Source organism: Actinomyces johnsonii, assembly GCF_006546835.1.
Lineage (GTDB): Bacteria > Actinomycetota > Actinomycetes > Actinomycetales > Actinomycetaceae > Actinomyces > Actinomyces johnsonii.
The window spans coordinates 1-11335 of sequence record NZ_VICB01000006.1 but is presented as its reverse complement, the minus strand read 5'-3'; the positions used below and the strand labels follow the sequence as shown (position 1 = coordinate 11335).

The 11335-nt window shown below is 66.4% G+C and carries 10 protein-coding genes; 5 read left to right on the top strand and 5 right to left on the bottom strand.

Features of this window, described 5'->3' with window-relative positions:
* Positions 1–37: 37 nt before the first annotated feature.
* Positions 38–1102 (bottom strand): DUF3152 domain-containing protein, encoded by a 1065-nt coding sequence (locus tag FK256_RS06410; RefSeq protein ID WP_141424154.1) that lies wholly within the window; start codon positions 1100–1102, stop codon positions 38–40.
* Between the two features lie 226 nt (positions 1103–1328).
* Here FK256_RS06410 and FK256_RS06405 point away from each other — a divergent pair, with 226 nt between their 5' ends.
* A complete protein-coding gene (locus tag FK256_RS06405; protein ID WP_021607258.1) occupies positions 1329–1628 on the top strand; it encodes a hypothetical protein in 300 nt (99 codons plus the stop codon).
* An 86-nt stretch (positions 1629–1714) separates the two neighbouring features.
* A complete protein-coding gene (locus tag FK256_RS06400; RefSeq protein ID WP_141424153.1) occupies positions 1715–2491 on the top strand; it encodes a hypothetical protein in 777 nt (258 codons plus the stop codon).
* A gap of 495 nt (positions 2492–2986) precedes the next feature.
* On the opposite strand, the gene FK256_RS06395 is transcribed toward FK256_RS06400, so the two are convergent.
* Both FK256_RS06395 and FK256_RS06390 read right to left on the bottom strand, forming a co-directional pair.
* Positions 2987–3616 (bottom strand): RES family NAD+ phosphorylase, encoded by a 630-nt coding sequence (locus tag FK256_RS06395; RefSeq protein ID WP_244936219.1) that lies wholly within the window; start codon positions 3614–3616, stop codon positions 2987–2989.
* Positions 3613–4203 carry a hypothetical protein gene (locus FK256_RS06390; protein ID WP_141424152.1) on the bottom strand — a complete coding sequence of 197 codons (591 nt, stop codon included), beginning with the start codon at positions 4201–4203 and terminating at the stop codon, positions 3613–3615. The genes FK256_RS06395 and FK256_RS06390 overlap by 4 nt, the downstream gene beginning before the upstream one ends.
* 471 nt (positions 4204–4674) lie before the next feature.
* Between FK256_RS06390 and FK256_RS06385 the strand changes: the two genes are divergently transcribed.
* A complete protein-coding gene (locus FK256_RS06385; protein WP_244936217.1) occupies positions 4675–5478 on the top strand; it encodes a TetR/AcrR family transcriptional regulator in 804 nt (267 codons plus the stop codon).
* 135 nt (positions 5479–5613) lie between these two features.
* Here FK256_RS06385 and FK256_RS06380 read toward each other — a convergent pair whose 3' ends face one another.
* A complete protein-coding gene (locus FK256_RS06380) occupies positions 5614–6294 on the bottom strand; it encodes an HAD family hydrolase (protein ID WP_141424151.1) in 681 nt (226 codons plus the stop codon).
* Between the two features lie 204 nt (positions 6295–6498).
* Here FK256_RS06380 and FK256_RS06375 point away from each other — a divergent pair, with 204 nt between their 5' ends.
* On the top strand, positions 6499–7509 hold the full coding sequence (locus FK256_RS06375) for a LacI family DNA-binding transcriptional regulator (RefSeq protein WP_021607251.1): 1011 nt from the start codon (positions 6499–6501) through the stop codon (positions 7507–7509).
* Between the two features lie 40 nt (positions 7510–7549).
* On the opposite strand, the gene FK256_RS06370 is transcribed toward FK256_RS06375, so the two are convergent.
* Positions 7550–10390, bottom strand: coding sequence for a GH32 C-terminal domain-containing protein (locus tag FK256_RS06370; RefSeq protein WP_211343539.1), 2841 nt, complete (start codon positions 10388–10390; stop codon positions 7550–7552).
* A 233-nt stretch (positions 10391–10623) separates the two neighbouring features.
* Here FK256_RS06370 and FK256_RS06365 point away from each other — a divergent pair, with 233 nt between their 5' ends.
* Positions 10624–10926 (top strand): PspC domain-containing protein, encoded by a 303-nt coding sequence (locus tag FK256_RS06365; RefSeq protein WP_009232505.1) that lies wholly within the window; start codon positions 10624–10626, stop codon positions 10924–10926.
* Positions 10927–11335 lie beyond the last annotated feature (409 nt).

Genomic DNA, 11335 nt, shown 5'->3' with positions numbered 1-11335 from the left:
CGGTTTCGCCCCGTCGGGCTGTCCGTAGCGGCGCGCCTCAGCCGCCGGGCTGGTTGTCGTGAGTGGGCCAGGCGTTGTAGACGCAGCCGCCGGCGAGGTCGTGGCTCTGCTGTGCCATGAGGGGCGCCTTGAGGCCGGCCCCGGCGCAGAACTCGTGCTCGTGGCCGAGGAAGTGGCCCACCTCGTGGTTGGTGACGTAGGTGCGGTAGGAATCGACGTCGGGGTAGGTGACGGCGCCCCAGTTCCAGCGGTCGGAGTTGATGACCACGTTGTTCGCGTTGCGGCAGCTCCACATGCCGGAGGTGTCCAGCGGCGCGCACAGGGCGTCGGCGCTGGGCGGTGTGGCAATGTTGAAGGTGAAGTCGGCGGCGGCGGGGTCGGCCACCGGCTCGAAGGACGTGTTCTGCGCGGTGGGCCAGCCGCGCTCGTCGTTGAGGATGCGCTCCACGATGGGGGCAGCCGCGGCGGCGTCGACATGAGTGCCGCCCTCGACGCGCAGCACGTAGCGGTAAACGGTTGCGGCCGCGGGCCGGGAGACGGGCACTGCCGGGGCGAACGTCCAGGTGCCGTCGCCGACGGCGTCGGAGTGCGCGAATCCCTCGGCGTCCAGGCGCGGAGGTGGCAGCGTCGGGGCCGACGGGGACGGTGATGCCGATGGTCCGGAGGAGGCCTGCACCGTCGGCGAGGCCGCTCCACTTGCGGGTGGTCGCGATGATGGTGCGGCTGCGGCCTCCGCCGGGGCCGGCGAGGGCGTCTCAGTGGTGGCGGAGTTGAGCGGTAGGGCGAAACCGGGATGGAGGCCCCAGATGCGCAGTCCGACGATGACGAGGACGACCGCTACCAGGAAGGTGGTGCCGTAGAAGAGGCGGTTGCGGCTGCGGCGCTGCTGCCGCTCCCGTCGGGCGACGATGAGCGCGCGACGGCTGGCGGGGTCGAGGCTCTCGCCCGACGAACGGCGACCGGTGGAGTGGTGTCCGGCCGGGTTGCGGCGCAGGGAGCTGGAGGGCGCCGCTCGGCGTCCTGAAGTCGACGACGAGGCACGGCCGGGACCCCGTTTGGGGCGGGAGGGGCGCCGCGGCGGCTGCGGGGTCGAGGGGCGCATATCGCCATCGTAGGGTGCCTGAGTCCGGTTAACCTGCTGAGAGGTGCTCAAGCGGGAACAAGGTAAGATACGTCACGGACCTTTGTAGGCCTCTGAGATCCGTCCGGTGCGTGATGACTGCTATGTAGCGACTACGATGCTGAGGGCTGAATGTCCCTAAGACGTCAGAGGAAGCATGTAACCTATTGCTACCAAGGTGATCCGCCTCGTCCCACCAGGAGCACCGATGAAGACGTACTCAACTTCTACATACCTCAAGGTGAACGATAAGAGTCGCGCAAACGAGCTGTGCGGCCTTCTTCGGCGTGTGCTTGATGAGGCTGCTGATGGCGTCGAGCACGTCGATTACGATGAGGTGCGAGCGCTTCCGTCTGTGGGATCGATCTATGTGGGATTGCTTGTTCGGGCGGATAGCGCTCAGCAAGCGGCTGAGCGTGCTGAAAAAGTGTACGAGAGCGCTCTTAACCTCATGGGAGATGCTGCTGGAGAAGTGTCACGGCGTCAGACTTCTTTGGCCTATGCTTGACAGTTGTTGAGGCAGTAATCGTGCTCTGCCGTTCGCGGTGTCGAGATGTTGATGAGAAGGTACTGACACTCGCTTCTCGACGTTGGGTGAAGAGTCATTTCGGTGAGGTCGCTGCGGCGGTAGCTAGCCTTAGTCTCATCTATCCAAGTTTAGCCGGTGGTTCCGGTTTTTCGGGGCGCGGTTTGTTGTGGTGGTTGTGTCTTTGTGCTTCCGTTGTCGGCATTATTGGTGCACTCATCCATGGTTTTTGGCTGCATCCGACGCGCGAGGAGCTCCTTCGGCAGTCAGATCGGCTGGGGGAACATCAAAAACGCTGGAGTACTGAGCTGCATGGAGCGCTCGAAGTGGTTGCTCGTCGTCTATTTGAGGATATCGTGACTAAGCCGAGCGATGCTCGCCTCTCTATTTACTATCATCGCGATAAGTGTTTTGTTCAGGTTTGTCGATTGTCTGGCAATCCTGATCTTCGCGCAGCTGGTAGAGGTCGGTATTTGGATAGTCAGGGGGTTATTTCTGATGCCTGGAAAAAAGGGGTGACGTCGGTCGTTCGATTGTCGGCTGACCGTGATGAGTGGGTGCAGGAATGTGTTGACTCGTATGGTATGGACGTTGCTGTTGCGCGAGATGTTGCGACTCGCATGCAGAGTCGATTATTTGTGGGTAAGAGGATAGACGATGGTCGCGAGCCCATTGGTGTCATTCTTTTCGAGTCATTGGCTCCTCTGGGGGTAAATAATGCGACATTCGATCAACTTGAAGGGGAAGGTGCGAGTATGCTGCTTGAGGTTCTTACCGATATTCTGGGCGTAGTAAAAGGGAGTCTGGATTCTGAGCAGGAGCTCATACCTGTGGGTAGAACCTGAGCGATACTTCCTGCGGGCTCATGAGCGAAACCCGTTATCTGACCTCTGAGGCTCGCTGGCCTTGAGGTTCCGGCGCATGCTAGGTGTTGTGGGTCAACAGTATGCTGCCCACCCTGCGCCCGCGCATCGCGTCGTCGATGAACAGCATCTCGATGCTGGCCTCGCTGTTCCGGCGAACTCGGCCGGAACGCCGTCGATCTCGGCGACATGGAGTTCTGCTTGTGGGAAGTAGCTCGCCGAGAGCTGGGATTCGATCTTACGTCGCAGTCGACGGCGTCGAGAAAGGCATGCGTCGCGTTCACTGTGCTTTGCTAGATGGCGATCAGACGCAGGTACTCACCTGTATCGCGTATGGGACGGATGCGGATGCCGGCGTCGTTAGGCAGGGCGGTCGCGGGTACCCCAACGGGAAGTCGGATCTGGTTCGTGGGGCAGGCGATGAGCCTGTGAGCATTGGTGTGCGCACGGCTAGGCTAATGGCCAAGGGCGACAGGGTCAGACGATCTCGTAGCCGATCTCGGGTGCGAGTACCGTCAAGAGGGCGTAGATCGTTGCGTCGACCAGCGGCTCCGCGTACCGGGGCAGCGTCGGCAGGCTGTCCCGCGCCGGGGAGAACAGCACCGTCATGTCATTGCCGGTCATCGTCGAACGGGTGCGCAGGCCGTCGATGTCGGGCAGCTGAACCCTGATGGCTCGTGCCCAGGCCCGACATGTTGATCGGTGCGCGCTGTCGAGGCTGACCGAGGCACCGTTGCGCAGGGCCCAGGTGTTGGTGAGGTCGAGCAGGCGCAGCGGGCGGGTCGTTTCCCACACCTGCAGGAGGGGCATATCGCTGCGCGTGTCGATGACTCGGGTGTCGGCGAAGACCTCTGCCGCGCAGGTGAGCAGGTCGCCGGCGGTGTATAGGACTCCGCAGTCGGGGTGCTCGCCTGTCGGAAGCGGGTGCGGATCCCAGCGGCATCGCGGGTGTGGCCCCCAGGTCCTCATCTCGCCCCACGGCAGGGGGAAGCGGCTTGCTGCGAAGACGATACGGACGAGCTCGGCGCGGTCCACCGTCAGGATGTCCTCCGGACGGGTCTGGAGCGTTGACGGTGGCTGCGGAGGATTCTTCGGGCGAAGCCTCACCGGTGGTCCGCATCGGAGAGCTGCTGGACGACCTCTGCTGGATCTCCGCCGGCGATCAGCCACTGCGTGGGCGCCATCCCATCGAGCAGCTCGGGGTCCGGCGTCGTCATCCGGGCCTCGATGCTGGCCGGCGTCAGCCCCTCCCGCAAGGCCGGTACAACCATCGCCAGCCCTGGGATCGGGTGGCCGTCGTGGAACTGCCAGGTGGGGAACCTCAGTGACCGTCCCTCGGAGTAGGCGTAGAGGGTGCGTCCGGCTGCGCGGGTGATCGTCGTCGTCGCACGGCCGAGCAGGGCGGCGACCTGACGTGTACTCAGAGAACGAGCCAGGTCGCAGGCGGCCCGGACGGCCTCGTGCTGAGCGGTGAGCTGTTCGGCGTACGCACGATCCGCCAGAATCCGCTCAACCGTGCGGGTCGTGGCCTTGGTATGTCCACGGGGGGTGGTCCGGGCCAGGAAATCGGCCATGCCGGCTGTCAGCGGCCCGACGCCGTCTCGCGATGTACGGGCCGTGGCCTCGCGCATCGCGTCCGCAAGATCCTGTTCGCTGAGGTCGAGGTCATCGAGCAGTCCGGTAAGAGCAGTCATAGCACAAGCGTAACGCATTGGATTCGTATGTGCATGCATACATGATGCGTTGGTCTTCCCGGCATCTACTTGCACTGCGCGAGCCTCGGTGCTGCCGGAGCTCGCTGTCCCGTACCTTCTGGCGCGTCGACTATTCGGGAGCGGTCGCCGGTATTTGAACCGGAAACAAGATTGCCGCAAGTGTTATAGAACCGTGACACGAATGGTGTTGCCACGCGCTTCTGAGCATCTTCATAAGAAGATCTGAGTAGTCCATGGGAGGGTGGGGGTGAATGGAGATCCCTGCGGTCGCACAGACCGCGCGGTTGGAGATCTCTGTGCTGGTAGGAGCTGATTAATTGTGCGAAAACAGAGATCAAGTCGTCACACACGTCACGGGCAGGGCACGCAGAGGTCACACTTGAGCGGATTATTCCGATGAACACCTTTCCGCCTTGCAATTCCCTTACTGGAAGGTGCCATGATTCGGCCATGAACACTGTCAGTACCCCGACTCCGCCCCCAGCTGCCCCGGCTAGGCGGCGCGGACCTGGGCGCCCCCGAGCGGGCAGTGAGGACAAGCGAGTACGCATCCTCAACGAAGCCGTGGTTCTCTTCGGAGAGCACGGATATGCCGGCACCTCCCTGGCCGACATCGCCAATGCTGCAGACATTTCCAAGGCCGGACTGCTGCACCACTTCTCCTCCAAGGACGAGCTCTTCGCCAAGGTGCTCGAGCGCCGTGACCGTGAGGACGCCCTGAGCATCCTCGTGGAGTCTCCTGATGGAGAGGACGACGCCGTCGACGCCCCGGTGGACGCTGTCGGCAACGTGGGCACCCTGGATGTCCCCGGCACCGCTGACGCCGAGGCCGATCCCTGGGCGCTTCTGGAACGCTACATCGAGTTGCTCGAGCGCAACGTCGCACATCGGGACCTCACGGCGATCTACACCGCTACGGCAGTCTCGGTCCTCGATGCCTCGCACCCCGCGCACCGTTGGATGGCGGACCATCTCAACGGCGCCGTCGAGCGTTTCGAGACCAGCTTCGAGGCCGGCAAGGCCGCAGGGCTCGTGGACCCGCAGATGCCCTCGCGTCTCGTGGCGCGCAGCCTGGTCGCCCTTACCGACGGGCTTCAACTGCAGTGGCTGTGCTCGACGACTCCCGGGACGGCCGCCTCGCAGTCCCTGGGCACCGACCTGGTCGCGGAGATCCGTCTCTACGTCGACTGCCTGCGCAGTCAGTGGGAGCTCCAGCAGACCCCGGAGACCCCGCAGCGGCCCAAGGCCGCCTGAGAGGCGCCCGGAACTCGCGGCCTGAGCGGCCTCAACCGGTCGTCAACGATCCCTACCATCCCACCCGGCTCGGGAACCCAGCGGTTCTCGAGCCGGTCCTGCGTCCGGCTTGTCGGCCGCCCGCGTCGGCCCGCGTCAGCGCTGGGCCCACAGCAGCAGGTGCGGGGTGATCGAGGCCAGGTCCGGGACGACGACGAGGCCGGGGTCGGCCGGGAAGTGCTTCTGCGCGCCGATCTGCACGACGTGGATTCCATTGCCCCGGGCCGAGGCCGCTCCCGTGGGGGAGTCCTCGACGACGACGCAGTCTTCGGGGCGCAGGTCGAGGCGCTCAACCGCCGTCGCGTAGGGCAACGGGTCGGGCTTGGCCCCGACGCCGTCGTCGCCGGTGACCAGGACCGCGAAAACGTCGCCGAGCGCGGAGGCGACGTTCTCGACGATCTTGCGCGGTGAAGCCGAGACGATCGCCTGGGCCAGCCCCACCTCCGCCAGTGCTGACGTGATCCGCAGCGCCCCGGGCAGCAGGGGTGGTGCTGCGGTCACGGAGGCTTCGACGTCGCGCGCGATCGCCTCGAAGACCTCCTGTGTAGCCGGATCGTCCCAGGAACTCGTGGCGCCAGTGGCGGCGATGAGCTCTCGGGCCGTACGGATGGAGGCGCCGGTCATCCGGGCGACGAGCTCGGGGCGCGGGTTACCGCCCAGGGCCTGGCAGTGGTGGATGAAGGCCTCGTCCCAGAAGGGCTGGGAGTCCATGAGGGTACCGTCCATGTCCCATAGGACGGCGCGCACCGTGAAGTTGGGAGTGGCGGTCGTGGTCACGGGAACCAGCCTAACGGTCATGCGCTCTAGCGCGCAGGTGGAGTGGCACGCGTAGACCCGCCCTCCGGCATTCAGAGTTATGTGCTGCGTCGCGGTCCTGGCAGACTGCCTCCAAACCGCCGGGCGGCGCGCGCCGAAGCCGGTCAGGTCAGTTGGGACCGCCGGATACGGGCGGCGGAGTCGGAGGGACCGGCAGGAGGCGGAATGAACGACACCTACAGGACCACCATGGAGGACGTGGCCCGGGCTGCCGGCGTCTCACGCACTACGGTGTCCTTCGTCCTCAACAATCGCGATGACGCCCGCATCGCCCCGGAGACCCGCGAGCGCGTCCAGCAGGTGGCCGCCGAGCTCGGCTACCGTCCCCACGGCGGGGCACGCGCCCTGGCCTCGCGGCGCTCCGCCCTCATCGGATTGGTCTCCGAGATCGTCACCAGCCCTTTCGGCGCTGCTACGATCCGCGGAATCCAGGACACGGTCCGGCGTGCCGGCTACACCCTGTTCATCGTGCCGACCTCGACCGAGGCGACCATGGATTCCGAGGCCTTCGAGACGCTCCTGAAGTCCCGGGTCGAGGGCATCATCTACGCCACCGGCTGGAACTGTCGTGTCCGCATGCCGGCGCAGGCCCGTGAGATCCCCACTGTCCTGGTCCACTGCATTGACCCGGTCTCCGGCCTGCCCTGCGTACGCCCCGATGAGGAGCAGATGGGACGTCTGGCCGCCCAGGCCCTTCTGGAGGGCCACCACCGGGATATCGGCGTCATCGAGCTCGATCCGAACGACGGCGAGGCCGCGCCCGGCCGGCGTGCCGGCTGCGAGGCCTACCTGGAGCAGGCCGGCATCCCCTGGAGCACCGTGCGCGTCGCCGTCGGCCACGGCACCACCCGGGGCGGGTACGCCGCGGCCGCCCGCCTTCTGACGGATCATCCCTGGCTGACTGGGCTGGTGTGCGGCAATGACCGCATGGCCATGGGTGCCTATGACGCCATCCGTGAGCGGGGCCTGCGGGTGCGTGAGGACGTGGCCGTCATCGGGATCGACGACCAGGAGCTCATTGCCGACCAGGTCCATCCCGCTCTGACGACGGTCGCGCTGCCCTTCGAGGAGATGGGGCAGGTGGCCGTCTCCCTCCTGCTGAACCTTATGGAGGGCGAGGAGGTGCCCGCTGAGACGCTTCTGCCCGGGCAGATCATCCGCCGCTCCTCGGCCTGAGCTGACGGCGCGGAATGCCTTCATTCGTGAGGCGAGGCGGTCACGCCTTCCGACGGCGCAGACGTAGTACGTAGACGCCGGTCGCGGTGGCCAGAACGCCCAGGACGCCGAGTGTCAGGGACGCGCCGGTGCGGGCCAGCGGGAACCCGCCCGACTTTCCCTTGCCGGCGGCGGCCGGGATCGGGCTCGCCGACGCCGCCTGGGCCTCGGCCTGGTCGTGGCGCGGCCTCTGCGCGGCCGGCTGCCCCGGGCCGGGGGAATCGGGGCTCTCGGCGGCTCCTCCGGCGTCATCGGCGGCTCCCAGGTGCCACAGGCTCAGTGAGTTCAAGCGGGCGGTGCCGCCCTCGGCGTAGAGCGAGACGTTGGCGGAGCCCTGCTCGGGGTAGACCGTCTCGGTGATGACAGGGGTGCCGTCGGCGGCGAAGACCTCCACGGAGTGGGCGTCGACGACGATGCGCAAGTGGACCTGGCCCTTGCTGTCCGGCGACAGCGGGGCGGTGGCGCGGTCTGGGAACTTCGGGGAGAAATCGGTGACTCCGGAGTGGGTGCGGTCCACGACGAGCTGCTTGGCCTCGGCGTCGTAGCCGATGAGCGTGTACCGCTCGCCGTTGTCGAGGACCTTGAGACCGGCGAAGGAGGATGTGCCCGGGCTCAGGTCGACGCTGATGTCCAGGGATGTGCCCTGAGCGGCTTGGCCGAGGGAGGTGTCGCCCGCTGGGATGTCGGTGTCCTTCCGGGTGACCTCCTGGTCGGTGTGCAGGGACTCCAGGGCGGTGATCGGCTGGGCGGTCAGCCGCAGCTTGCCGTCCACCCGGGTCAGTCCCAGCTCGCGCACTGTTGACATGGCGGTGCGCCAGGTGGTGGTGGGCAGGTTGCGCACATAGGCCCAGTTGCTCATCCAGCCCACCTGGTAGCGCTTGCCGTTGGGGGCGTCATTCCAGGTGACGGCCGCGTAGTAGTCCTTGCCGTAGTCCAGACGCGGGACGACGTCAGCCCCGGAGAAGGCCTTCGTGTTCGACTGGATGATCTGGTCGACCATGAGGTGGCCCCAGTCCTCGGCATTGCCGTTGTGGTCCTCGATGACGAGGCGGGCCTTGCGGCCCTTGTAGGCGGAGACGTCCATGCTCGTCCACTCCAGGGTCCCGGAGTTGTTGCCGGTGGCGGAGGCGACGACCTTGCCGTCGACGACGAGGTTGACCGAGGTGTTGTCGGCGAAGGGAGAGGCCTTGGTGTCCGAGGCGCGCACCTCGTCCAAGAGAATGTGTCCCCAGCCGCCGGTGGCCGTGTCGGTGACGACGATCTGGGCGGACTTGCCCTTGAGGTCGCTGACGTCCCAGCTCTGCCAGTTGAGCTCCTCCAGGTTGCGGCCGGTGGCCGAGCGCACCACTTTGCCGTCGACGACGAGCTCGACGACGGTCACCCCGGAGCCCCCGCCGCCGTCCGCGCCTCCGGTGGGTCGCGGATTGGCGCCGCCGCCCATGAGGAGGTTGAGGTAGGAGGAGTCGATGGTGAAGGCCGGGGAGGTTGCGGTGCCGGTGGTGGCGTCCGAGCCCTGCCCGGTGGAGACGTCGAAGTAGGTGTTGAGCAGCCCGGCGCTGGAGTGGTTGACCAGTGGCTGCTGGCCCGGGGCGGCTCCCTGCCCAGGAGCGGCCCCGAAGGCGCTGCCCTCCATGGTCCAGCCGTCCCAGGAGCCGTCGAAGCCGGCCAGGAGCTTGCCGCCGCCGTTGTCCCCGGTGGCCTGAGGGTTATAGGGGTGCTTGCCGCCGGCGGTGCGCAGGTTGATGTAGGACGAGGAGACGGTGAACTCATCCGATGTCAGTGTGCCGGTGTCGGCGTCGCCGCTGCCGAAGGAATCCACGTAGGCCTTGCCCTGGTGGCCGGGCAGATCGCCGGTGGCCGGGCCCGAGCCGAAGGCGGCGCCGTCGGCCTTCCAGCCGGTGTAGCCGTTCTCGAAGTCGGCCAGGGTCGTGCCCTCCTCACCGGTGTAGTGGGGGATCTCCTCGGGGGTGAAGGTGGAGCCGTCCCAGCTGCCCACGAAGTACTGGGCGGAGTCGGCCACCGTCACCACGAGGACCCACTTGGTCTCCTTGGAGTTGCCGTCGACCTGCAGCGGGAAGAAGTCCGGGCATTCCCACACCGCTGAGGTGATGCCTTCGCCCCCGAAGCTGGACTGCTCGGTCCAGTGGATGAGGTCGGGGGAGGAGTAGAAGGAGATGCGGTGCTCGGTGGCGTGGGAGACCACCATGGTCCAGCGACCGGCCGTCTCGTCCCAGAAGACCTTCGGGTCGCGGAATTCGTTGGAGCCGATGTCCAGGACCGGATCGCCGTTGTTATACAGGTTCCAGGTGCGGCCCTTATCCGTGGAGTAGGCCAGGGACTGGGACTGGTTACCGCCGACGTCGGCGCGTGTCCACACCGCGACCATGGCCGGGTTGTCCGGGCTGCCCAGGCCGGAGGTGTTCTGGGTGTCGACGACGGCCGAGCCCGAGAACACTCCGTACTGGGAGGTGTACGGGATCGCCACGCCCAGCTCCTGCCAGTGGACCAGATCCTTGGAGACGGCATGCCCCCAGGACATGTTGCCCCAGTCTGAGCCCTCGGGGTTGTACTGGTAGAACATGTGGTACTCGCCGTCGTAGTAGACGAGCCCGTTGGGGTCGTTCATCCAGTTCTTCTGCGGGGTGTAGTGGGTCTGCGGGCGCCACTGCTCGCCGGCCTGGTCAGCGTTCGGAGCCGCTGGGGCTAGCGGAGAGGAAGGGGCCAGTCGGGTGGCCGGGCGGACCTGGCCGGCTGCGGCTGCGGGCATGGAGGCCAGGGTAGAGCCGGCTGCGAGCAGGCAGAAAGCGGCCAGGGCGCTGAGAGGCCGGGTGATCCGACTCATGGCATGTCCTCCGGGGAATGGGCTCGGCACGGATGGGCGATGCGGAACGCAGTGGCGGTGCGAGGCGGAAGGCCTGGGTGATGCACTCGATAACGCGCGTTAGCAACAGTGACAAACTACGCGGACACCCGGTCTCGATCAAGCGCTCAGGGATGACTCCCGGGAAACGTCGGGGACTTCTCAGGGTGCTCCCCGATGGCGGACGGCTGACCGCCTCGGCCAGACTTGTAGGTATGACACAGCAGCAGTACCCCGGTCAGTTCAGTCAGTCCACCCGTTCCGAGGGGGACGCCGGTACCGCCTCCGGCGGCCGCGCGGATGAGTTCTCCCGCTTCCGCAGCTCTCTGCCCCGCCGCTCCCGCGAGCACCGCGTCCTGGGCGGTGTCTGCGGGGGCCTGGCCGAGGCCTGGGACATGCCGGTCACCGCGGTGCGCGTCGGAGCTCTCCTGGCCTGCCTCCTGCCCGGCCCCATGTGCCTGGTCTACGCCGCCGCCTGGTGCCTCATGCTCGACGAGCCCGCCCCCGGCCGTTATTGACTCCAGTACTGACTTCAGTACTGACTGTTCTCAACCAGCCCGGCCTGCCGGGGCCGGTTCGCGACGACTCCTTGGCTGCCTTTAGCGCCGCGGCAACACGGCCCGCACCAGACTTACGACCACTGAAACCCGCTGGCGGCATCGGGCCGTCGGCCCATTGAAAGAAAGGTGATTGCTGTTTCCTCACTGCTTCTCTCCTCTTGTCTCCTCGTCACTCGTTTTCTCCTGGCATGCGTCCGTCCCAGCCGTCACCGGTTCCAGGCGGCACCTCGGGCACATGCGTGAGTGCAGAACTGCGCCCACCTCGTCGCCCCCGGTTCCACGGGTGACGTGGTGGGCGCAGCGTGCTGCTGGATGGGCGCCATCGACGCGTACAGAGACAGATCTCGTTGGGTGGGGTCTGGTGGTG